Here is a 21893-nt window from a genome sequence, read left to right on the forward strand (position 1 = left end):
CCGGGCCTGCGTCGCGCAGCAGGCGCAGGCCCGTATCGCACAGGAAGAGGACGTTGTGAAGAGAGCGATCACCATCGGAGTCGCGGCCGCGCTGACGGCCGTGTCGGCCGCCGCACCGGCCGTCGCCGCCGGGTACGACGACTGGATCCTGCCGTCGTGCGGCACGGTGACCGGCGACGGGACGGTGACGTACACGCGGACCGAGGGCGAGAAGATCACGCCGACCAGCAACCGGCTGCGCCCGGTCGTCTACACCACCGGGCTGGTCGCCCTCGACAGCCCGGGCACGTTGCTGTCCATCGCCAACGGCCGGCTTTCGTCCTCGACGGACACCGGCTGCACGTGGCGGCAGATCGGCCAGGTCAGCGGGTCGCACACCGAGCTCGTCCCGGCCTCAGGCGGCGGCGCGTACGCCTGGGACCGGGACGGCAACCTCTCGCTCGCCAGGACCACCGGCGGCGTCACCCCGCTCACCTCTCCGGCGAGCGAGGTGGCGGGGATCGGCGTCGACCGGAACCAGGGTGAGCGCCTGCGGGCGGCCGACGGCGACGGGCAGTTGCACGAGTCGACGGACGGCGGCCGCACCTGGAAGCCCATCGGGGTGCCCGCCTGGCCGCAGAGCGAGCTGCTCATGGTGTACACCGCCGTGTTCGACCCGAAGGACCTCGACCACGTGGTGCTCGGCTCGGCGGGTGACTCGCGCGTCACCTTCGACGGCGGCCGTACGTGGACGGTGGCCACCGGGATGAGCTCCGGCGGCAAGGTCAACGTGTTCAGCGCCACGATCTCCCCGGTCGTCGGCAACCTGGTGTGGGCGATGGGCCTGAACCTCTCCGAACTGGACGCGGGCGCGCCGTCGGACGGCCGGCACATCTACATGTCCACCGACGGTGGCCGCAGCTACGTCCCCGTGGTGGACCAGAACAGCGACATCACGATCCCCAACGGCCCGCTGATGACCGCGCACCCGACGAACCCGACCGTGCTCTACTTCGTGTTCGGCACCGGCTGGTCGGGCATCGGCACGGACATCTACCGGTACGACGGCCGCCAGAAGAAGGTCACCACCAACCACAACTCCTACGACCGGGTGACCTCCATCGCGTTCAACCCGGCGTCGCCGTCCGTGATGTACCTGGGCGTGGCCGAAGAGTCGTAATTCGATGGCGTACGCCGCACAGACCCACCTACCGTGACCCGGTGATCTACGAGCACCCGCTGGCCTACGTCCTGGCCCTCGAAGGCATGGCCCTCATGCGGTCGTTCACCGGCGAGCACGACCGCGCGTTCGTCGAAGCCCGTCTCGCCGAGATCCGCCGGCTCCTCGACGACGAAACGCTGGCGAACGCGGCCCGGGAGGTCGCCCGGGTGAGCACGGTGGACGGCTACCGGATCTGGTCGCGCACGTACGACGACGCCAACTCGACGTTCGCCATCGACGAACCGCTCATCGAGGACATCGTGGGCGGGCTGCCGGCGGGGGTGGCCCTCGACGCCGCCTGCGGCACCGGCCGGATCGCGGCCCTGCTCGCCGGGCGCGGGCACCGGATCCTGGGCGTGGACAGCTCGCCCGACATGCTCGCCAAGGCACGTGAACGGGTGCCGGACGGCGACTTCCGGCCCGGCGACCTGACCCGCCTGCCCTTCCCCGACGGCAGCACCGACCTGGTCGTCTGTTCGCTGGCGCTGACGCACGCGCCCTCGCTGGAGCCGGTCATGGCCGAGTTCGCCAGGGTGCTGCGGCCGGGCGGGCACGTGGTGATCTCCGACATCCATCCCGAGGGCGTGGCCCGGGGCATCGTGCCGCCCGTCCGCCTTCCCGACGGCAGGCCCGGCCGGGTGGCCACCTACCAGCACCGCATCGGTGACTACGTACGGGCCGCTCTGCGCGCGAACCTGCGGGTCCGCCGCTGTGAGGAGCCCCAGGCCGCCGACCCGGGCCCGCGCGAGCCGAGGCCCGCGTCCGTGGAGCCCTGGGACCTGTGGCCCTGGTGCCTGGCCGGCTTCGCGCCGGAGGCGGCGCGCGCGGCGACCAAGGGCTCGCCGACGATCGTGGTGTGGGAGTTCCAGCTCGGGTCCTGATAAATCCGGCATTGACGAAAAATCCTTACATGGTACTCATAGATCAAGTCGGAAACCTTCAAACCCCCTCGCTGAGATCGTCCAGAGCTCACCCAAGGAGGACGCGCATGGCGCGTAAGTCCACCGACCCGCCCGCCGACTTACTCGGCCCCGTCCAAGGAGAGGTCTCCTGGTTCTGCTGCGGCACCGCCTGGGGACCGTGCAGCAGCACCGGCAAGGGAGCCTGCGGCACCTGCAACTCGGGAAACCTCCAACACGCCTGGCCCAACACCTCCGACGCCTGCTGGGACATCACCCGCCCCGACCGCTGCGGCGTCAGCCTGTCGCGCAGGACCTGCGGCTACCGGCACCGCATCACGGCCCTGTGCAGCGGCACCAGCGTCGTCACCGCCATCGCCGACTGCGGCCCGCAGACCGACCTGTTCTGCGGTGAGAGCAGTTGCTGCGGCGCGACCTGCGCCAGCAACCGGCTGATCGACCTCACCCCCGCCGCCTACAGCCAGATCGCCAGCCTGTCCAGCGGCCTGCGGCCGTGCGAGATCTCGTCGGCCTAGGAGGCGGAACGATGCGCAGCAGAAGGGATGTGCTCAGGTCCGCCGTCCTCGGCGGCGGCGCGAGCGTGGTCGCCGCGACCACGATGGGCTCGCTCGGCCCGGAGGCGGCGTTCGCCGCCACCGCTCAGAAAGTCGAGCCGGGCGCGCCCGACCCCGACTTCGCCGAGGGCCGGATCCGCTCGATCAAGGACAACACTCTGCTCGTCCTGGGCTCGAACATGGTCTTCCACACCATCAGGGTCGTGGACGGCACGAGCCTGTGGAAGCTCGGACCGGTCGGGTTCGAGCAGGCCAAGCCCGGTGACGGCCTGTACGCCAGAGGCGTCCGCATGCCCGACGGCATGCTCGCCGCCGAGTCGGTGTGGCTCAACATCGTCAACATCAAGGGCCACATCAGGAACATCAGCGACAAGACCCTTCACCTCGATCACAACGGGCACGAGGTGCTGTGCCACGTCGTGCCCGGCAGGTCGGTCGCCGTCCACTCCGAGTCGCCGCCCACCGCCGACCTGTCGATGCTGAAGGTCAGCCAGCACGTGCAGATCCTGGGCGCCTGGCGGCCGGACACGAACGAGGTCGACATCGCCACCGTCTTCTCCCCGCACTAAGGAGGCAGCACGATGCACGGGATCGCCGCGTCGCAGCCGTACGTCATCGCCTTCTTCCTCCTCTGGGCAGGTCTGCTGAAGCTGCTCAGCCGGCGGATGCGGGCGCAGGCCGGGCAGACCGCCCTGGCCAGGCTGATCGGCCCGGCGCGCGCGGTCCCCGCGCTGCGGCTCGTCGGGCTGGCCGAGCTGGCGGTGGCCGCCGCGCTGCTGGCGCCGCCCTCGCACCCGCTGGAGGGCGTGGCCGCGGCACTGCTGGCGGCCGGTTTCCTGGCCTATCTCACCTACGCCCACGTCGCCGCGCCGACCTCGTCGTGCGGCTGCCTGGGCACGCACTCCCGTCCCGTCGACCGGCGCGCCTTCGCCCGCGCTGCGTCGCTGCTGGTGGCCGGGGTCGCGGCGGCCGTGTCGACCGGGACGGAGCCGATCGCGCCGCTCGTCGTGGCGGAGGTCCTGCTCCTGCTGGCGCTCTCGTCGGAGCTGGACCGCCACTGGCTCGTCCCGCTCCGTCAGTTCCTGGTACGCCTGCGCCGCCCGCTCGCCCTTCCCCCGCAGCGGGCCGTCCCGCTGGAGACGTCGCTGCATCTGCTCCGCCGCAGCCCCGCCTACTGTTCGGCGTCCGCCCAGCTCACCTCGGACGTGCAGGAGACCTGGGACGAGGACGGCCTGCGCTTCGTGATCTACGGAGCCCGCGACCGCACGGCGGTGTTCGCCGTACCCCTGTCAGGAGACGACCCGGGAGCCGTCCGGGTCGCGCTCGTGGACTAGCACCGTCATTTTCCGATCCCGTCGGCGAGACCTCTGACGATGTACCGCTGGCCGAGGAAGAACAGCAGCACCACCGGCAGCGCGGCGATCACCATCCCGGCGAACACGACCGGATACTCGGTGCCGTGCTTGCTCATCAGGCTCGTCAGCCCGACGGGCAGCGTCTGCACGCCGGAGCCGCTGGTGAAGACCATCGCGAAGAGATACTCGTTCCAGGTGAACAGGATGTGCAGCAGCACCGTCGAGGTGAGGATCGGCTTGCACATGGGCAGGATGATCCGCCAGAACGCGGTCCACCGGCCCGCGCCGTCCATCTCGGCGGCCTCATCGACCTCGCGCGGCAGGTCGATCATGTACGCCCGGATGAGGAAGGTCGTGAACGGGATCCGGAAGGCGGTGTACAGGATGAGCAGCGCCCAGAACGTGTTGTACAGCCCCATCGCCTGGAACATCTTCACCAGCGGCACGAGCGCCACGGTCGGCGCCAGCATGAGACCGCCGAGAATGGCGGCCGTGAGCGTCCTGTTGAGCGGCAGGTTCACCCGGGTCAGCCCGTAGGCGGCCCACGCGCTGACGAACACGGTGACGATCGTCGAGGTCACCGTGACCAGCACGCTGGTGGTCAGATAGTCGCTGACGCCGCGGTTCCACGCCTTCTGGTAGTTCTCGAAACTCCAGTTCAGGGGCAGCGCGAACGGGTCGCCGAACAGCTCGGCGTTGGTCTTGAAGCCGTTGAGCGTCATCCACAGCAGGGGATAGAGCACGACCACCGCGAGGGCCAGCAGGAACGCCCACATGAAGACGCGGGCGATCACCCCGAGGAAGCTCAGGCGCGTCACCATTCCACCCTTCTCCTGCGGGTGACCCAGAGCTGCGCCACCGCGATGCCGAGCGTGATCACGAAGAGGACGGTCGCGATCGCGGCGGCGTACCCGAAGTTGTTGCGGACGAAGCCGCTGCGGTAGAGCCAGGTGCCCAGCACCTGCGTCGAGTTGTTGGGCCCGCCGCCGGTCATCACCATGACCTCGTTGAACACCTGGAACGCGCCCGAGATCGTGACGATCGCCATGAGCCCGGTCATCTCGCGTACGAGCGGCACCGTCACGTGCACGAAGCGGCGCACCGGGCCGACGCCGTCGATGGCGGCGGCCCCGTAGATCTCCGACGGGATGCGCTGGATCGCGACGGCGAACAGCAGTGTCGAGTAGCCGAAGCCCTGCCACTGGCTCATCGCGATGATCGCCGTCATCGCCGTGCTCTCCTGGCCGAGCCACGCCTGCGCGAACCCGTCGAGGCCGATGGCCCGCAGCGCGTGGTTGAGCGGGCCCAGGTTCGGCTCGTAGATGAAGTAGAACAGCAGGCCCGCGACCGTCAGCGAGAGCGCGGCCGGGATGAAGTAGATCGCGCGCAGGGCGCGCCGCCACCGTTCGCCCCGGATGCTCTCGATGAGCGCGGCCAGCACGAGCGCGCCGAACACCTGGAACGCGATGGAGATCACCGCGTAGAGGGCGTTGTTCCCCAGCGACGACCAGAAGATCGGGTCCTCGACCAGCTTGGTGTAGTTGCCGAGGGCGACGTACTCCTGGCTGCCGCTGTAGATGTCCCAATTGAGCGTGCTGAACTGCAGGTTCTGGACGAGCGGCAGGTAGACGAACACCCCGACCAGCACGAGGGCGGGGAGCACCCAGGCCAGGCCGAGCGTCCTTCGCAAGGTGGCGCGCACGTACGGTCCCCCTACTTGGCCCCGGCCGAGGCCTGGCGCACGCTTTCGAGCACCTTGTCCGCGGTCATGCCGCCGCTGATGAGCCCCTCGCCGCCGGCCAGCCACGCGTCTGCCACCTCGGGCACGGTGACGGTGTCGAGCCAGATGGCCAGCTTGGGCGCCTTGTTGACGAGTTGGACGCCCTCGAAGACCGCCTTGCTCGACGTCTCGGCCGTGACCGCGCCGACGACCGTGCTGGGCTGCCCGTACGGCGGCGACGACAGCGTCTTGGCGCTCTCCAGGCTCGTGGCGAACTTCATGAAGTCCACCGCCAGCGCGACCCGGGGCGACTTGGCGTTGATCAGATAGCCCTCGGGCGAGCCCTCCAGCACGGCGGCGTCACCGGGGGCGTTCTGCGGCGCGGGAAGCTGGAAGATGCCGAAGTCGGCCGGCTTGACCTTGCTCGACGTCGCGTTGTCGAACTCCAGGATCTCCTGGTAGTACATGGCGGCCTTGCCGTTGGCGAACGCCTCCTGGGCGGAGGAGTAGAGCACGCCGTTCGTGCCGTCGCGGGTGTCGGTGCACTGGTCGACCAGGGTCTTGAACTGGTTGAGCGCGGTGACGTACCCCGGGTCGTCGAGCTTGGCGGTCTCCGGCGCGAAGTCGGCCTGGAGGGTGGCGTCCGGCACGTTGTAGGCGAACAACTGCTGCAGGTAGTGCAGCGCGGGCCAGCCGTCCTTGTTGCCGAAGGCGATGGGCTCGTAGCCGGCCTTGCGCAGCGGGCCGCAGGCGGCGATCAGCTCCTCGAACGTCGCCGGCGGCTTGACCCCGGCCGTGTCGAAGGCGGCCTTGCTGTAGCCCATGAACTTGCCGTTGCCGTAGAGCGGGATCCCGTAGTTCTTGCCCTCACGCGCGAAGGCGGCCAGCGAGCCGGGGCTGAACGTCTTGCCCCACTCGGTGTCCGGGCCGATCACCTTGGTGAGGTCGGCCGCCCGGCCGCCGCGGATGTAGTTGTCCGCCCAGTTGCCGGTCCAGGTGAAGTAGACGTCGGGCAGCGCGTCGGAGGCCGTGAGCGTCTTGAGCTTGTCCTTGACGCTCTGGTCGGTCTCCTGGATCAGCTCCACCTTCACCTGCGGATGCTGCTTCTGGTACGCGGCCGCCAGGTTCTCGAAATAGGGACCCGTGGGGTCGCCGGCGAACTTGGTCAGGATGCTCAGCGTGCCGGAGAACTCGGGCGTGGCGGCGACGTCGGCCGCCGGGGCCGGTGCGGCACCGCCACCGCCAGAGCAGGCGGTCAGCGTGAGGGTCCCGAGGAGTGCCGCGAACGTCGGCAGGGCGCGAGGGCGCATGGGGCTTCCTTTCTCGTCCAGGAGCCTTGGTGTTGGCCGACCTTACAGCCGTGCTGATACCGGTACCAGACCCGCAAGCAAAGATCTTTCTTTCGTTAACCCGGCGTGACCTGAATAGCGGCTATGTCTGAGCAGGTCAGAAAGCTTTTCAAGAACTGTGAGGTTGACGGTTCGCGGGACGCTGTGCCAACGTGACTGCCGCGTGATACCGGTATCAGGCCGGAGGAAAGGAAACGATGATGCTCGGATTCAACGAGCCGGAGTTCAGCGCCCAGGTGGCGAGCGCGGTGGCCCTGCGCCCTCAGATCGAGGAGCTGGTCGACCGGCTCGTGGACGAGGGGTTCGACCAGGTGCTCCTCGTCGGGGCCGGCGGCACCTACGCCCAGATGTGGCCGTACGAGCACCTGGCCCGGCGCCTGTCCACGCTCGACGTGCGCGCCGCGATCGCGGCCGAGCTGATCGTCTCCGGTGACGCCCGCCTCGGCGAGCGCACGGTGGCGGTGTTCACCTCGGTCTCCGGCACCACCGACGACAGCGTTCGCGCCATCGAATACTGCAAGTCCAAGGGCGCCTACACGGTCGCCTTCACCGGCTACCCCGAGTCGCCCATCGCCACGAAGGTGGACGCGGCGCTCGTCTCCCAGCCCAAGACCTGGCCCTTCGACATGCAGTTGCTGCTGTTCACGGGCCGGCTGCTGGCCCGCAGGGGCGAGTTCGACGGCTACGAGAAGCTGGCCGGCGAGCTGGCCGGGCTGCCCGGCGTCCTCGTCGACGTGGCCAGGCAGGCCGAGCCGGTGGCCGCCGCGTTCGCCGACGCGCACAAGGACAACGACTTCCACTTCCTCATCGGCGGCGGCAACCTCTGGGGCTTCACGTACCTCTACTCCATGTGCATCCTCGAAGAGATGCAGTGGCTGCGGACCACCAGGGTGCACAGCGCCGAGTTCTTCCACGGCTCGCTCGAACTGCTCGAAGAGGACACCAGCGTGATCCTCTTCCAGGGCGAGGACGAGACGCGGCCCCTCACCGACCGCGCCGAGGCGTTCGCCAGGCGCGTGTCCAAGGACGTCACCGTCTTCGACACCCGCGACTACCCCCTCACCGGGATCAGCCCCGAGTTCCGTGGCCTGCTCGGGCCCGTCGTCCTCGACACCGTGATGAGCCGGGTCAGCAAGCACCTGGAGCGGGTCCGCGACCACTCCCTCGACCTGCGCCGCTACTACCGGGTCATGGACTACTGAGGCATGAGGGTGCTCGGCTTCGGCGACAACATCGTCGACCGGTTCGTCGACCGGGGCATCGACTACCCGGGCGGTAACAGCGTCAACGTCGCCGTCTACGCCCGGCGGCTCGGCGTCGAGTCGGCCTACCTGGGGGTGTTCGGCGACGACGAGCTCGGCGGGTTCCTGCGCGACTCGATCGCCGCCGAGGGGGTGGCCGTCGGCCGCTCCGTCGTCCGGCGCGGGGAGAGCGGCGTCTCACACCTGCGGGTGGACGACGGCGAGCGCGTCTTCCTGGGCTGGAACGGCGGCGGCGTCACCGTACGGGAGCCGCTCACGCTCGACGACGACCTGCTCGGCTACGTGAACGGCTTCGACCTCGTGCATTCGAGCGTCTACTCCCGTAGCGAACCCGAGTTGCCCAAGCTGGGCCCGCTGGTCAGCTTCGACCTGTCCAGCGAGGAGGAATACCGCACCCCCTCCTACCTCGACCGCGTCTGCCCGCACGCCGACCTGGTGCTGCTGTCCTGTTCCGACCTCGGCGAGGAGGCCACCGCCGGCCTGCTCGCCGAGGCGGTACGGCGCGGCGCCCGGCTGGCGCTCGGCACCCGTGGCGTGCACGGCGCGCTCGCCTCCGACGGCCAGGTCACGCTGTCGGCCCCCGCCGACCTGGCGCCGGACATCGTGGACACCATGGGCTGCGGCGACGCCTTCCTGACCGGGTTCGTGGTCTCGCTGCTGCGCGACGGCTGGGCGGCTGCCGCACCGCCCCGGCCCGCCATGATCGAGCGGGCGCTGCGGCTTGGTGCGGAGACGGCCCGCGAGCAGTGTTTCGTCGAGGGCGCCTTCGGCCACGGCCGGGCGACGCCCGTGACTAGCATGTGATGGGCCGATCAGGAACGAGGGATGGAGACCATGCCAGCTGACCGGGGTCAGGCGGGGCCGACGATCTCCGAGGTGGCGGCCGAGGCCGGCGTCGGCCGCGCCACGGCGGCCCGCACGCTCGGCGGCTACGGATACGTCAGTCCCGAACTGCGGGCGCGGGTGCTCGCGGCGGCCGAGAAGCTCGGCTACCGGGCCAACGCGCTCGCGCGCAGCATGTCCACCGGGGTGAGCCATACGCTCGGCGTGATCGTGGCCGACATCGGCAACCCGTTCTTCGCCGGGCTGCTGCGGGGGATCTCCGACACCTCGAGGGCCCGGGGGTTCGACGTGATCGTGCTGAGCACGTACGAGAACCTGGGGCAGGAGGTCGCGGCCACCAACGTGCTCATCGACAAGCGCGTCGACGGCGTCATCGTGGCCTCCGCCGCCCTCGACCGCGACCAGGTCGCGCACCTGAAGGCGGCCATGGACCGGGGCATCCCGATCGTGCTCGTGGACCGCGCGGTCGCCGCGCTCGACCTCGACGCCGTCGTCATCGACAACCGCGAGGCGGCGCGCGAGGCGGTCGAGGTGCTGATCGCGGCCGGTCACCGCCGCATCGGGTTCGTCTGGGGGCCGCCGGTCGCGCAGGCGCCCGCCACCAGGCGCGAACTGCTGGCGGCCGCCTCCCACAACCTGTGGACGGACGGTGAGCGGCTGCGCGGCTACCTCGACGCGCTCGACGACGCGCACATCCCGTTCGACCCTGAGCTGGTGATGGTCGGGCCCAAGACCGAGGAGCGGGTGGTGGGCGAGGTCGGCCGCATGCTGGCGCTGCCCGACCGGGTCACGGCCGTGTTCTGCACCGAGACGGACGGCATGACCGGCTCACTGCGGGCGCTGCGCAAGGCCGGGCTGTCCTATCCGGACGACGTGGCGCTGATCGGGTTCGACGACAGCGCGTGGGCGGCGGTCATGGAGCCGCCGCTGACGATGATCGCGCAGCCTGTGCACGAGCTGGGCGCGAAGGCGGCCCAGGTGCTGCTCGACATCCTGGGGGGCGCCGAACCGGCCCGCGAGATGCACACCTTGCGCTCCCGCCTCATCCAGCGCTCCTCCGTGGCCCCGCCCCGCCTTTCTTCCGAATAGTGTCGGTGGCCGGCGGCATAATCGGTGGCCTCGTCGAGGGGAAGGTTCGAGATGGCTGAAGTGCTGGTGTTCCACCACTCGTGCGGGCTGACGCCCGGTGTCCGCGAGTTCGCCGAGGCGCTCGGGCGGGCCGGTCACACCGTGCACGTGCCCGACCTGTACGAAGGGCGCGTCTTCGGCACCCTCGAAGAGGGCGCCGCCCACGCCCAGGAGATCGGGTTCGGCACGATCATCGAGCGGGGCAAGGCGTTCGCGGAAAAGCTGCCCGCCGACGTGGTCTACGCCGGGTTCTCCCTCGGTGTCCTGCCGGCCCAGATGCTGGCCCAGACCCGCACGGGGGCGAAGGGCGCGCTGCTGATGGAGGCGTGCGTGCCGGTCACCGAGTTCGGCGACGGTTGGCCGCAGGGCGTCCCGGTCGAGGTCCACGGCATGGACAAAGACGAGTTCTTCGCCGGGGAAGGCGACCTGGAGGCGGCCCGCGCCCTCGTCGAGACGGCGGCCGACGCCGAGCTGTTCCTCTATCCGGGCGACCGGCACCTGTTCGCCGACCCGGGCCTGCCCTCCTACGACGAGCAGGCCGCCGCGCTGCTCCGGGAACGCGTGCTCGCCTTCCTCGACCGCGTCAGGTAGCCGCGCTCCGCCGGAGGCCGGTCTCGTCGGTGGCCTGCTGGTTCGCGCGGGCCGCCGATCTGCTGTTGGCGATCAGTTCGTGGTGCCGTACGACTTCGGCGATGATGAAATTCAGAAATCTCTCGGCGAAGACGGGGTCGAGTTTCGACTCCTCGGCGAGGCTGCGCAGACGCTTTATCTGCTCCGCCTCGCGCGCGGGATCGGCCGGGGGCAGCTCATATTCCGCCTTCAGCCGGCCGACCTCCTGCGTGCACTTGAACCGCTCCGCGAGCAGGTGAACGAGGGCGGCGTCGAGATTGTCGATGCTGGCGCGAAGCCGCCGCAGCTCTCTCCGGACATATGCATCCTGCTCAGGCTGTTCTACGGAGGAGTGTCCCATAAGGGATTTTTACCATAAGGGTGGAAATCGCTTAGTTTGCGAGGATCCTCCGCGCTTCAGCCGCCCGCCATCAGGTCCGCGAACGCGCGGGCCGCGGCGCCGGAGGTGAACAACCGGTCCAGGCGCGCCCGCGCCAGCCGGTGACGGAACGGCCCGGCCAGCGTGGCGTCGCCGGACTCGTGCATCATCTCGGTCATCCAGCGGGAGAACTCCTGGTGGTTCCACACCCGTTCGAGGCAGGTGGCCGAATACGCGGCCAGCGGCCCGTCGTCCCCGTCCCGCAGGGCCGCGCGCAGGGCGTGGGCGAGCACGTTCGCGTCGGCGATCGCCAGGTTCATGCCCTTGCCGCCCATGGGCGTGATGATGTGCGCGGCGTCCCCGACCAGGAAGAGCCGGCCGTGCCGCATGGGGTCGGCGACGAAGCTGCGCATCTCCACGACGGCCTTCTCCGTGATCGTCCCGCCGGGCAGGTCGTCGTCCCCGAGCCGCAGCCGTAACTGCGCCCAGATCCGCTCGTCGCTCCACTCGTCGAGCACGTCGCCCACCGGGCATTCAAGATAGAACCGGCTGGCCCTTGGTCCCCGCGCGAACTGCGCCGCGAACCCGGCCGCGTGGATCCCGAAGAGCGGATGCCGCGGCGGCGGCGCGTCGGCGAGCACGGTGAACCACCCGATGCCGTGGTCATAGGTGTACGTGGTCAGCGCCCCGGCGGGCACGCTGGCCCGGCTGACACCGTGGAAACCGTCGCAACCCGCGATGTAGTCGCAGGCGATCTCACGCACCACCCCATCGAGATCCCGATAGCTCACCTTGGTGTCTTCCACGGCTCCGAAGTCGTGCGGTGTCACTTCCGCGGCGTCGAACCGCAGGTCGCCTCCCCCGTCCACGAAGGCCGCGATGAGGCGCCCCACGAGGAGTTGCTGCGGCACGATCCGCCCCGACCTGCCGTCGGCCAGGGCCGGAAGGTCGAGCAGCCGCGGCTCGCCATCGACCCGGATCTCCAGGAACCCGTCGTGCGGCATGCCGGCCAGCACGCTCTCCCCCAGCCCCCAATCCTCGAAGACGCGCGCCCCGGCGTATTCCAGCACGCCCGCCCGCTGCCGCCGCTCCACGTAGGAACGGCTCTGCCGCTCCAGGACCACGCACCCGACGCCCGCCCGCCTGAGCAGATTGGCCAGGGTCAGACCGGCCGGGCCGGCTCCGATGATGACGACCTCGGTGCTCTCGCGCATGCGGGACTCCTTCGGCGTGAACGGCCTGCTCGGCATCCGACACCAAGATCGACAGATTCGCAAGCCCCCATCAGCCGTCGCCGTCCATCAGATGGGAGGTGTTTGACGCGAAAAGGAGGAAAGGATACGTTCCGGTAGATTTCACGGTTGTCCAAGGGAAATCCGGTGAGATGCCGGTGCGGACGCGCCACTGTATCCGGGACGTAGATCCCGGGAGCCAGGTCGCTTGGCGACCGTGAACCTCACGAAATGGGACGCGTCACCCTGAGGAGGCTCGTATGAGTGGCTTGACCACCACTTCTTCCACCACCATTCCCTTCCCAAGCCTGCGTCGCTGGCTGCTGTCCGTGCCGTTGTTCTTGCTCGTCGCGTACCTGGTCCTCATGGACAACGGTGCCATCTCCCAGACGGGTACGTTCCTGCACGAACTCATGCACGACGGGCGTCATCTGCTCGGCGTGCCCTGTCACTAGGGCGCGGCATGGTACGCACCCTCCTGGTCAGGGGCCTGCTTCTGGGGCTGCTGGCCGGACTGATCGCGGGCGGCTTCGCCTTCGCCTTCGGGGAACCGCACGTGGACAGTGCGATCGCCCTGGAAGAGGCAGCCACCCCAGCACACGCCGCTCCGGCACACGAAGAGGCGCCGGAGCACGGTCATGGCGAAGAGGCCGTGGTGAGCAGGCCGGTGCAGAAGGCCGGGCTGTTCCTCGCGACCGGCCTCTACGGGCTCGCCGTGGGCGGGGTCTTCGCGCTCGTGTACGCGGGTTTGCGCGGCCGGGTCGGCCCCCGTTCCGACGGGCTGCTGGCCCTGGCGGCGGCGGGGACGGCGTTCACGGCGGTCATCCTCGTACCGTTCCTGAAATATCCCGCCAACCCGCCCGCCGTGGGCGACCCCGGCACCATCAACGGCCGGACGCTCCTCTACGTGGTGATGGTCCTGGTCGGGCTGGCCGCGACGGCGATCGCGGTCGCCACGGCCCGGCGCGTCACGGCGGGCCCGTGGGCGCGGTGGGTCGCGGCGGCGCTCGCGTTCCTCGTCCCGGTGGTGGCCGCCTGGGCGCTGCTGCCGCCGATCGACGAGGTGCCGGCCGACTTCCCCGCCACGCTCCTGTGGGAGTTCCGGCTCGCGTCGCTCGGCACCCAGCTCGTCTTCTGGACGGCGTTCGGCGTGCTGTTCGGCTGGGTGAGCGACAGGGCGGCACACCGTACGGTGCCCGCCCCCGCCGCCACGCCGAACGGCTGAGCCGGTGCTGTTCATCCGGCACGCCACCACGCCGGGAATGCGAGCCGCCTGTTTCCCCACCGACGAGAACGCCGACCCGGCGAGCCTGACCAGAGCCGCCACCCTCGCCCCACTCGTGTCCCAGATGGTCGGTTGGGTGGCGCCTGGCCGGGCCGCCTGGGAGAGCGCTGTGGCGATGGGGCTGGAGCCGCAGGCCGTGAAGGCGTTGGCCGAGGTGGACTGTGGACGGTGGCGAGGGCTGCCGTACGCGCGGATAGCCGAGGAGGAGCCGGACGAGCTGGGGCGGTGGCTGGCCGATCCCGAGGCGGCGCCGCACGGTGGTGAGAGTGTGGCGGCGATGGTGGCGCGTGTGGGCGAGTGGCTCGGCACGATGCGTGCGGCTCCCGATGGAGTGGTCGTCTGTGACGTGGGGGCCATCAGGGCGGCGCTCGGGCACGCGCTCGGGATCGAGCCCCTGGGCGCCGCCGCGTTCGATCTGGCGCCGCTGTCCACCACCGAGCTGACTCTCGCGCGGGACGGCTGGCGGGTTGCTCATGTCAACAGGGAGGTCGTGTTTTGATCGTCACCTATCCGTTCAGCGCCGTTGTCGGGCTTGGCGATTTGAAGCTGGCCCTGGTGCTCAATGCCGTCTCGCCCAGGGTCGGCGGAGTGCTCGTACGCGGTGAGAAGGGGACGGCCAAGTCCACCATCGTGCGTGCCCTGGCCGCGCAGTTGCCCGCCGTGGAGGTCGTACCCGGCTGCCGGTTCGCCTGTGACCCCGCCGCGCCCGATCCCGAGTGCCCGGACGGGCCGCATGAGGCCGGTGTTCAGGGCGTGCGGCGGGCGGCTGCGCTCGTCGAGTTGCCCGTCGGCGCTTCGGAGGACCGGCTGGTCGGCTCGCTGGACGTCGAGCGGGCGCTGACGGAGGGGGTCAAGGCGTTCGAGCCCGGTCTGCTGGCTGCGGCGCATCGCGGTGTCCTGTACGTCGACGAGGTCAATCTTCTTCACGATCATCTTGTGGATCTGCTGCTCGATGCGGCCGCCCTGGGCACGTGTTACGTGGAGCGGGAGTCGGTGTCGGTACGGCATGCCGCCCGATTCCTCCTGGTCGGCACCATGAATCCGGAGGAAGGTGAGCTGCGTCCGCAGTTGCTCGACAGGTTCGGGCTGACGGTTGAGGTCAGGGCGTCGCGTGAGCCCAGTGAGCGGGCGGAGGTGGTACGGCGGCGGCTTTCGTTCGAGGCCGGCCCTGAGGCGTTCGCCGAGCGGTGGGCCGCCGAGGAGTCGGCGCTGGCGGAACGGATCGTGCGGGCGCGGGCCCGGGTGCCCGGGGTGCGGCTGCCGGACGGGCGGTTGCGGCAGATCGCGACCGTGTGTGCGGCGTTCGAGGTGGACGGGTTGCGTGCGGACCTGGTCACGGCGAACGCGGCCATCGCGCATGCCGCCTGGCAGGGGCGGGACTCGGTGACCACGGACGACGTACGGGCGGCGGCCCGTCTGTCGCTGCCGCACCGGCGGCGGCGGGATCCGTTCGACGCGCCGGGGCTGGATGAGGCGCTGCTGGACGAACTGCTGCGAAGGACCGGCTGGGACGATGACGATCCCTCGGATGGGGGTCCCGGCAACGGTCCGGATGACGGCGGTGGTAGCGGGTCCGATGGCCGCCGATGGGACGAAGGGCCCGACGGCGCGGGAGAGGGCGGGCCGGACGACCTGGCCGGTCGCGAGCACGGTCGCGAGCGTGGTGGCGGGCCGGAGGCCGCTGGGGGCGGTGGCTCTTCGGATGGTGAAGGGCTTGGTGCCTCCGGGGGCGAAGGGGCTGGGCAGGGCGTTTCCGGTGGTGGGCGCATAGATGGGGTGGCGGCGCCGTTCCGGGTGCCGTTGCTGCAGGTGCCGGGGCTGGGTGAGGGGGTCGCCGGGCGGCGGTCGCGGGCGCGTACGGTCGCTGGGCGGGCGACCGGATCGCGGCGGCCCTATGGGCGTGTGCGGGACCTGCACCTGGCGGCGACCGTACGGGCGGCGGCGCCGCATCAGGCGGCGCGGGGCCGGGCGGGCCGGGGGCTGGTGTTGCGGGCGGACGATCTTCGTGAGGTCGTGCGGGAGGGGCGGGAGGGCAACCTGGTGCTGTTCGTGGTGGACGCGAGCGGCTCCATGGCGACCCGTAAACGGATGAGCGCCGTCAAGACGGCCGTGCTGAGCCTGCTGCTCGACGCGTACCAGCGCCGGGACAAGGTCGGGCTGATCACGTTCAGGGGCTCGGGCGCCGAGCTGGTGCTGCCGCCGACCTCGTCGGTCGAGGCGGGTGCGGCCCGGTTGCGCTCGCTGCCGACCGGCGGGCGTACGCCCCTGGCGGCGGGGCTGGTACGGGCGGCGGAAGTGCTGCGGGTGGAGCGCCTGCGCGACCCGGCCCGGCGCCCCCTGCTGGTCCTGGTCACCGACGGCCGCGCGACCTCCCCGGGTTCGTCCGATGCCGTACGGCAGGCGGCGGGGCTGCTCGAAGGGACGGCGGCGGTCGTCGTGGACTGTGAGCGAGGGCCGGTCCGGTTGGGGCTGGCGGTCGAGCTGGCGATGCGGTTGCGGGCCCGGCTGGTGTCTCTCGACTCGCTGACCGGGCCGGCCGATCTGGCTTCGGTGGTGCGTGAGCGCAGGAAGGCAGGCTGATCATGCCGCAGGGGAAGCCGGCCGTCGTGCCTGAAGACGGTCTCACCACCCGGCAGCGCCGGACGAGACCACTGTTGATGGTTCATACCGGGCCGGGGAAAGGCAAGTCGACGGCCGCGTTCGGGATGGCGTTGCGGGCCTGGAACCAGGGGTGGCCGGTCGGGGTGTTCCAGTTCGTGAAGTCGGCCAAGTGGCGGATCGGGGAGGAGCGGGCGCTCAGGGTGCTTGGTGAGACCGGCGAGGGCGGCGCGGTGACCTGGCACAAGATGGGTGAGGGCTGGTCGTGGATTCAGCGGCCGGGCACCGAGGAGGATCACGCGGCCGACGCCCGTGAGGGGTGGGAGCAGATCAAGCGGGATCTGGCCGCCGAGACGTACCGGTTCTATGTGCTGGACGAGTTCACGTACCCACTGAAGTGGGGCTGGCTGGACTTGGACGATGTGCTGGCGGCGTTGACCGCGCGGCCTGGGAACCAGCATGTGGTGATCACCGGGAGAGACGCGCCCGAGCGGCTGATCGAGGTGGCTGATCTGGTGACGGAGATGGGGAAGGTACGCCATCCCATGGATGCCGGGCAGAAGGGTCAGAAGGGGATCGAGTGGTAGTTCCCCGGCTCGTCATAGCCGCGCCCTCGTCCGGAAGTGGCAAGACGACGGTGGCCACGGGACTGATGGCGGCGCTGCGGGGCCGGGGGCTCGCGGTCTCGCCGCACAAGGTGGGGCCCGACTACATCGATCCGGGTTATCACGCGCTGGCCGCCGGACGGCCCGGGCGCAATCTGGACCCGTGGCTGGTGGGTGAGGAGCGGGTGGCGCCGCTGTTCCTGCACGGCGCGGCCGGGTGTGACGTGGCGGTGGTCGAGGGGGTGATGGGGCTGTTCGACGGCCGGGCCGACACGGACTTCGCCTCGACCGCGCACGTCGCCAGGCTGCTGGACGCACCGGTGGTGCTGGTCGTGGACGCGGCGCGGCAGAGCAGGTCGGTGGCGGCGGTGGTGCACGGGTTCGCCACGTTCGACCCTCGGGTGCGCGTGGGCGGGGTCGTCCTGAACCGGGTGGGATCGGACCGGCACGAGGAGCTGTGCCGGGCGGCGCTGGCCTCGGCAGGGGTGCCGGTGCTGGGCGCGATCCGCCGTGACGACGCGGTGTCCACTCCGTCCCGGCATCTCGGGCTGGTGCCCGCCGTCGAACGTCGCGCGGAGGCGGTGCGTGCGGTGGATCGGCTCGGCGCCCTGGTGGCCCGCTCCTGCGACCTCGACGCCCTGGTACGCCTGGCCGCCACGGCCCCTGCCCTGACCGCCCGGCCCTGGACCCCGGCACCCATCGAGGTCGGGGAGAAGGTCGTGGTGGCGGTGGCGGGTGGGGCCGCCTTCAGTTTCGGGTACGCGGAGCACCTGGAGCTGCTGCGGGCGGCCGGCGCCGAGCCGGTCGTGTTCGATCCGCTGCGCGACGAGCGACTGCCAGCAGGCACCGCCGCGCTGGTCATAGGCGGTGGTTTCCCCGAGGTGTACGCCGCCGAACTCGCCGCCAACGAGCCCCTCCGCGCCCAGGTGGCATCCTTCGGCGGGCCGATCGCGGCCGAGTGCGCCGGCCTGCTGTACCTGTGCCAGGAACTGGACGGCCGCCCCATGTGCGGGCGCGTCCCGGGCCGGGCGCGCATGACGCCGAAGCTCACCCTCGGCTACCGCGACGCCGTAGCCCTCCGCCGCTCCCCGCTGACCAGGCCCGGCGAGCGCTACCGAGGCCACGAGTTCCACCGCACGACCCTCACGCCCGCCGGTGAGCCGCTGTTCCGCTGGCCGGGCGGCACCGACGGCCACGGCGACGCCCGGGTGACCGCGTCCTACCTGCACCTGCACTGGGCCGGCAGCCCCGAGGCGGCTCAGCGGCTGGTGTCGTCCTCCAGGTCGCCCTCGGTCTTGAGGTAGACCTCCTGCAGCCCACGCAGCAGGTCGGGGTCGGGGTGCTCCCACATGCCCCGTTCGGCCGCCTCCAGCAGGCGTTCGGCGATCCCGTGCAGGGCCCACGGGTTCGAGCGGGCCATGAACTCCTGGTTCTCGGGGTCGAGCACGTACGTCTCGGTGAGTTTGTCGTACATCCAGTCGGCGACCACGCCCGTGGTGGCGTCGTAGCCGAACAGGTAGTCGACGGTCGCGGCCAGCTCGAAGGCGCCCTTGTAGCCGTGCCGCCGCATCGCCGCCAGCCACCTTGGGTTGATCACCCTGGCGCGGAAGATCCGCGACGTCTCCTCGGACAGCGTGCGGGTCCGTACGGCGTCGGGGCGGGTGCTGTCGCCCACATAAGCGGCCGGTGCCCTGCCGGTGAGCGCGCGGACGGTGGCCACCATGCCGCCGTGGTACTGGAAGTAGTCGTCGGAGTCGGCGATGTCGTGCTCGCGGGTGTCGACGTTCTTGGCCGCCACGGCGATCCTGCGGTAGGCGTCCTCCATCTGCGGCCGGGCGGCGACACCGTCGAGGTCGCGGCCGTAGGCGAAGCCGCCCCACACGGCGTACACCTCGGCCAGGTCGGCGTCGTCACGCCAGTTGCGGCTGTCGATGAGCGGTAGCAGCCCGGCCCCGTACGCGCCGGGCGCGGACCCGAAGATCCGCATCGTCGCCAGGCGTTCGTCCCCGCCGGCCGCCGCGACGTGGGCGCGGACGTAGTTGTCCTCATCCGCCTCCGCCAGCCCGGCCGCCAGCCGTACGGCGTCGTCGAGCATGGCCACGACGTGCGGGAATGCGTCGCGGAAGAAGCCGCTGATGCGTACCGTCACGTCGATCCTGGGCCGGCCCAGCTCGGCGAGCGGGATCGGCTCCAGGCGGGTGACCCGGCGCGAGGCCTCGTCCCATTCGGGGCGGACGCCGAGCAGCGCCAGCACCTCGGCCACGTCGTCACCCGCCGTACGCATGGCGCTGGTGCCCCACACCGACAGCCCCACCGAACGCGGCCACTCGCCGTTGTCCGCGCGGTAGCGCTCCAGCAGCGACTCCGCCATCGCCTGCCCGGTCTCCCAGGCCAGCCGGCTGGGCACCGCGCGCGGGTCGACGGAGTAGAAGTTACGGCCGGTCGGCAGCACATTGATCAGGCCGCGCAACGGCGACCCGCTCGGCCCGGCGGGCACGTAACCGCCGTCGAGAGCGTGCAGGATGTGGTCGAGCTCGTCCGTGGTCCGCGCCAGCCGTGGCACCACCTCGGTCGCGGCAAAGGCGAGCACCCGAGCGACCGGCTCAGAAGAGGTAAGATCCCCGACCGCCTCGACGGCCCACCCCCGCTCCTCCATCCCGGCCACGAGAGCCCGCGCCGTCGCCTCCGCCCGGTCCACGTCCCCCAGCCCCGCCGTCCCGTCCTCCGCCAGCCCGAGGGCCTCCCGCAGCCCGGGCAGGGTCTCCCGCCCCGACCACATCTGCCGGGCCCGCAGCATGGCCAGCACCAGATCCACCCGCACCTCACCGGCCGGCGCCTGGCCGAGCACGTGCAGGCCGTCGCGGATCTGCGCGTCCTTCACCTCGCACAACCAGCCGTCCACGTGCAGCACGAAGTCGTCGAACTCGGTGTCGTGCGGCCGGTCCGCCAGGCCCAGGTCGTGGTCGAGCCGCGCGGCCTGGATCAGCGTCCAGATCTGCGCCCTGATCGCGGGCAGCTTGGCCGGGTCCATGGCGGCGATGGTGGCGTGCTCGTCCAGCAACTGCTCCAGCCGGGCGATGTCGCCGTAGGTCTCGGCGCGGGCCATCGGCGGCACCAGGTGGTCCACCAGCACGGCGTGCGCCCGCCGCTTGGCCTGGGTGCCCTCCCCCGGGTCGTTCACCAGGAAGGGATAGACCAGCGGCAGGTCCCCGATGGCGGCGTCGGTGCCGCACGCGGCCGACATGCCCGCCGACTTCCCGGGCAGCCACTCCAGGTTGCCGTGCTTGCCCACGTGCACCATCGCGTGCGCGCCGAAGCCGGCCGCCAGCCAGCGGTAGGCGGCCAGGTAGTGGTGGCTCGGCGGCAGGTCGGGGTCGTGGTAGATGGCGATCGGGTTCTCGCCGAAGCCGCGCGGCGGCTGCACCATCACCACCAGGTTGCCGGCCCGCAGCGCGGCCAGGACGATGTCGCCCTCGTGCACGAACAGCTCGCCGGGCGGCGGCCCCCAGTGCCGCTCCATCTCCTCGCGGAGGGTCGCGGGCAGCGTACGGTACCAGCGTTCGTAGTCGGCGGCGGAGATGCGTACCGGATTGCCGGCGAGGTGCTCCTCGGTCAGCCAGTCCTGGTCCTGGCCACCGGCGGCGATCAGCGCGTGGATGAGCGCGTCGCCGTCCTGCTCGGCCACGCCGGGAAAGCCGTCGCCCAGGTCGTAGCCCGCCTCGGCGAGCCTGGCCAGCAGCCGTACGGTGCTGGCCGGCGTGTCCAGGCCGACGGCGTTGCCCACGCGGGAGTGCTTGGTCGGGTACGCCGACAACATCACCACCAACCGCCGCTCACCGGGCGGGGTGTGCCGCAGCAGCCCGTGCCGTACGGCGATGCCCGCCACCCGCGCGGCCCGTTCGGCGTCGGCCACGTAGACGGTCAGCCCGTCGCGGTCGATCTCCTTGAACGAGAACGGCACCGTGATGATCCGCCCGTCGAACTCGGGGATCGCCACCTGCGAGGCCGCGTCCAGCGGCGACAGACCGTCGTCGTTCTCCTCCCACGCCCGCTTCGAGGTCGTCAGGCAGAGCCCTTGCAGGATCGGCACGTCCAGGGCCGCCAGCGCGCCGACGTCCCACGCCTCGTCGTCACCGCCCGCCCCGGCGGTGGCCGGTCGCGAGCCGCCCGCCGCCAGCACCGTGACCACCAGCGCGTCGGCCGCCCGCAGGGTGTCGAGCAGTTCGGGCTCGGCCGTGCGCAGGGACGAGCAGAAGATCGGCAGCGCCTGCCCGCCCGCCGCCTCGATGGCCGCGCAGAGCGTCTCGACGAAGGCGGTGTTGCCCGCCATGTGGTGCGCCCGGTAGTAGAGCACGCCCACCACGGGCCCGCTCCGCGACCCCGCCGCGCGCTCCAGCCGTCCCCAGGTGGGCGCCGGTGCGGGCGGCACGAATCCGTGGCCGGTCAGCAGGACGGTGTCGGACAGGAACGCGTGCAGCTCGGCCAGGTTGCCCGGCCCGCCCTGCGCCAGGTAGGCGTGCGCCTCGGCGCAGACGCCACCGGCGACCGTGGACAGCTCCATCAGCTCGGCGTCCGGCGCCTGCTCGCCGCCCAGCACCACCACCGGACGCGGCCCGGCCAGCAGCGCGTCGAGCCCTTCCTCCCAGGCGCGGCGGCCACCGAGCAGGCGTACGACGACCAGATCGACGTCTTCGACCAGGCCGGGCAGGTCGTCGGCGGCCAGCCTGGCGGGGTTGCCCCATCGGTAGGCCGCGCCGCTGGCCCGGGCGCTCAGCAGGTCGGTGTCGGAGGTCGAGAGCAGCAGGACGGTACGGCTGTCGCCAGGCACGGCGCATCCTCCCTCGGGGTCCTCG

At 71.1% G+C, this 21893-nt stretch carries 21 protein-coding genes; 15 read left to right on the forward strand and 6 right to left on the reverse strand.

Translation table 11 applies throughout. The features are described 5' to 3' along the window. Nucleotides 1–55 precede the first annotated feature (55 nt). The 5 genes from C4V41_RS33965 (at nucleotide 56) to C4V41_RS33985 (ending at nucleotide 4009) form a co-directional block, all read left to right on the forward strand. Nucleotides 56–1159, forward strand: coding sequence for a WD40/YVTN/BNR-like repeat-containing protein (locus tag C4V41_RS33965; protein ID WP_103960072.1), 1104 nt, complete (start codon nucleotides 56–58; stop codon nucleotides 1157–1159). A 41-nt stretch (nucleotides 1160–1200) separates the two neighbouring features. Further along, a complete protein-coding gene (locus C4V41_RS33970) occupies nucleotides 1201–2082 on the forward strand; it encodes a class I SAM-dependent methyltransferase (RefSeq protein ID WP_103960073.1) in 882 nt (293 codons plus the stop codon). A gap of 107 nt (nucleotides 2083–2189) precedes the next feature. Further along, entirely contained in the window at nucleotides 2190–2636 is a 447-nt protein-coding gene (locus C4V41_RS33975; RefSeq protein ID WP_103960074.1) for an RlpA-like double-psi beta-barrel domain-containing protein, read from the forward strand. Nucleotides 2637–2647: 11 nt separating this feature from the next. Then, nucleotides 2648–3244: a cell wall protein gene (locus C4V41_RS33980; RefSeq protein WP_103960075.1), complete on the forward strand. Its 597-nt coding sequence runs from the start codon at nucleotides 2648–2650 to the stop codon at nucleotides 3242–3244. Nucleotides 3245–3256: 12 nt separating this feature from the next. Continuing rightward, entirely contained in the window at nucleotides 3257–4009 is a 753-nt protein-coding gene (locus C4V41_RS33985; protein WP_146103893.1) for a MauE/DoxX family redox-associated membrane protein, read from the forward strand. Between the two features lie 5 nt (nucleotides 4010–4014). Here the strand turns inward: C4V41_RS33985 and C4V41_RS33990 are convergent, their stop codons facing one another. Genes C4V41_RS33990 through C4V41_RS34000 form a run of 3 tightly spaced genes read right to left on the reverse strand, consistent with a single transcriptional unit; the run spans nucleotide 4015 to nucleotide 7060 of the window. Next, entirely contained in the window at nucleotides 4015–4851 is an 837-nt protein-coding gene (locus C4V41_RS33990) for a carbohydrate ABC transporter permease (protein ID WP_103960077.1), read from the reverse strand. Continuing rightward, entirely contained in the window at nucleotides 4845–5732 is an 888-nt protein-coding gene (locus C4V41_RS33995; protein WP_103960078.1) for a carbohydrate ABC transporter permease, read from the reverse strand. The genes C4V41_RS33990 and C4V41_RS33995 overlap by 7 nt, the downstream gene beginning before the upstream one ends. Before the next feature lie 11 nt (nucleotides 5733–5743). After that, the gene (locus C4V41_RS34000; protein WP_103960079.1) at nucleotides 5744–7060 is read right to left on the reverse strand and encodes an ABC transporter substrate-binding protein; all 1317 of its coding nucleotides are present in this window, start codon (nucleotides 7058–7060) and stop codon (nucleotides 5744–5746) included. Between the two features lie 236 nt (nucleotides 7061–7296). Here C4V41_RS34000 and C4V41_RS34005 point away from each other — a divergent pair, with 236 nt between their 5' ends. Genes C4V41_RS34005 through C4V41_RS34020 form a run of 4 tightly spaced genes read left to right on the forward strand, consistent with a single transcriptional unit; the run spans nucleotide 7297 to nucleotide 10923 of the window. Then, nucleotides 7297–8301, forward strand: a complete 1005-nt coding sequence (locus tag C4V41_RS34005; RefSeq protein WP_235030538.1) for an SIS domain-containing protein — start codon at nucleotides 7297–7299, stop codon at nucleotides 8299–8301. Between the two features lie 3 nt (nucleotides 8302–8304). After that, nucleotides 8305–9165 carry a PfkB family carbohydrate kinase gene (locus C4V41_RS34010; RefSeq protein ID WP_103960080.1) on the forward strand — a complete coding sequence of 287 codons (861 nt, stop codon included), beginning with the start codon at nucleotides 8305–8307 and terminating at the stop codon, nucleotides 9163–9165. A 30-nt stretch (nucleotides 9166–9195) separates the two neighbouring features. Further along, nucleotides 9196–10293 carry a LacI family DNA-binding transcriptional regulator gene (locus tag C4V41_RS34015; protein ID WP_103960270.1) on the forward strand — a complete coding sequence of 366 codons (1098 nt, stop codon included), beginning with the start codon at nucleotides 9196–9198 and terminating at the stop codon, nucleotides 10291–10293. A gap of 51 nt (nucleotides 10294–10344) precedes the next feature. Further along, nucleotides 10345–10923, forward strand: coding sequence for a dienelactone hydrolase family protein (locus C4V41_RS34020; protein ID WP_103960081.1), 579 nt, complete (start codon nucleotides 10345–10347; stop codon nucleotides 10921–10923). Here the strand turns inward: C4V41_RS34020 and C4V41_RS34025 are convergent. Together C4V41_RS34025 and C4V41_RS34030 are read right to left on the reverse strand one after the other, a co-directional pair. Further along, nucleotides 10916–11302: a chorismate mutase gene (locus tag C4V41_RS34025; protein ID WP_103960082.1), complete on the reverse strand. Its 387-nt coding sequence runs from the start codon at nucleotides 11300–11302 to the stop codon at nucleotides 10916–10918. The two genes, C4V41_RS34020 and C4V41_RS34025, sit on opposite strands and share 8 nt — an antisense overlap. Before the next feature lie 56 nt (nucleotides 11303–11358). Then, a complete protein-coding gene (locus tag C4V41_RS34030; protein WP_103960083.1) occupies nucleotides 11359–12534 on the reverse strand; it encodes a 4-hydroxybenzoate 3-monooxygenase in 1176 nt (391 codons plus the stop codon). A 278-nt stretch (nucleotides 12535–12812) separates the two neighbouring features. Here C4V41_RS34030 and C4V41_RS34035 point away from each other — a divergent pair, with 278 nt between their 5' ends. The 6 genes from C4V41_RS34035 to C4V41_RS34060 are packed head-to-tail and all read left to right on the forward strand — an operon-like array spanning nucleotide 12813 to nucleotide 18344. Beyond that, nucleotides 12813–13007 carry a CbtB domain-containing protein gene (locus C4V41_RS34035; protein ID WP_103960084.1) on the forward strand — a complete coding sequence of 65 codons (195 nt, stop codon included), beginning with the start codon at nucleotides 12813–12815 and terminating at the stop codon, nucleotides 13005–13007. Nucleotides 13008–13015: 8 nt separating this feature from the next. Next, nucleotides 13016–13777: a CbtA family protein gene (locus C4V41_RS34040; RefSeq protein WP_103960085.1), complete on the forward strand. Its 762-nt coding sequence runs from the start codon at nucleotides 13016–13018 to the stop codon at nucleotides 13775–13777. Nucleotides 13778–13781: 4 nt separating this feature from the next. Then, nucleotides 13782–14336 carry a histidine phosphatase family protein gene (locus C4V41_RS34045; protein ID WP_103960086.1) on the forward strand — a complete coding sequence of 185 codons (555 nt, stop codon included), beginning with the start codon at nucleotides 13782–13784 and terminating at the stop codon, nucleotides 14334–14336. Continuing rightward, nucleotides 14333–16417, forward strand: coding sequence for a magnesium chelatase subunit D family protein (locus tag C4V41_RS34050; RefSeq protein ID WP_103960087.1), 2085 nt, complete (start codon nucleotides 14333–14335; stop codon nucleotides 16415–16417). Before C4V41_RS34045 ends, C4V41_RS34050 begins: the two co-directional genes overlap by 4 nt. A 2-nt stretch (nucleotides 16418–16419) precedes the next feature. Further along, a complete protein-coding gene (gene cobO / locus C4V41_RS34055; RefSeq protein WP_103960088.1) occupies nucleotides 16420–17022 on the forward strand; it encodes a cob(I)yrinic acid a,c-diamide adenosyltransferase in 603 nt (200 codons plus the stop codon). Continuing rightward, nucleotides 17016–18344, forward strand: coding sequence for a cobyrinate a,c-diamide synthase (locus C4V41_RS34060; RefSeq protein WP_235030539.1), 1329 nt, complete (start codon nucleotides 17016–17018; stop codon nucleotides 18342–18344). The genes cobO and C4V41_RS34060 overlap by 7 nt, the downstream gene beginning before the upstream one ends. Here C4V41_RS34060 and cobN read toward each other — a convergent pair. After that, a complete protein-coding gene (cobN, locus tag C4V41_RS34065) occupies nucleotides 18299–21868 on the reverse strand; it encodes a cobaltochelatase subunit CobN (RefSeq protein WP_103960272.1) in 3570 nt (1189 codons plus the stop codon). The two genes, C4V41_RS34060 and cobN, sit on opposite strands and share 46 nt — an antisense overlap. Between the last annotated feature and the right edge of the window lie 25 nt (nucleotides 21869–21893).

The organism is Nonomuraea solani (assembly GCF_900108335.1).
Classification (GTDB): domain Bacteria; phylum Actinomycetota; class Actinomycetes; order Streptosporangiales; family Streptosporangiaceae; genus Nonomuraea; species Nonomuraea solani.